Consider the following 234-nt stretch of genomic DNA (forward strand, 5'->3'; position numbering starts at 1 on the left):
GGCGGACCCGGCGCGTCGGCGCCGCTCGTGAGCAGCGCGGATACCGACAAGCGCGTGATCGTCGACGGCTATGTAAAATTCGGCTCCGGCAAGATCGGCGGCGGCTGGATCCGTCGCAACACGGCGGCGGCGACGCACGCGCAATCCGACCTCTTTTTTCTGGGCGCAAACTACTACCTGACGCCGACCGTCGCGTTCGACGCCCAGGCGCTGCGTTACATTCTGCGCGAGCAG

The 234-nt window shown here is 66.7% G+C and carries 1 pseudogene; it reads left to right on the forward strand.

Annotated features, from left to right (window positions below):
• A pseudogene (locus tag SB751_RS35510) lies at positions 1 to 234 on the forward strand (porin); the annotation flags it as partial.

It is taken from the genome of Cupriavidus sp. SIMBA_020 (assembly GCF_046535395.1).
Classification (GTDB): Bacteria; Pseudomonadota; Gammaproteobacteria; order Burkholderiales; family Burkholderiaceae; genus Cupriavidus; species Cupriavidus campinensis.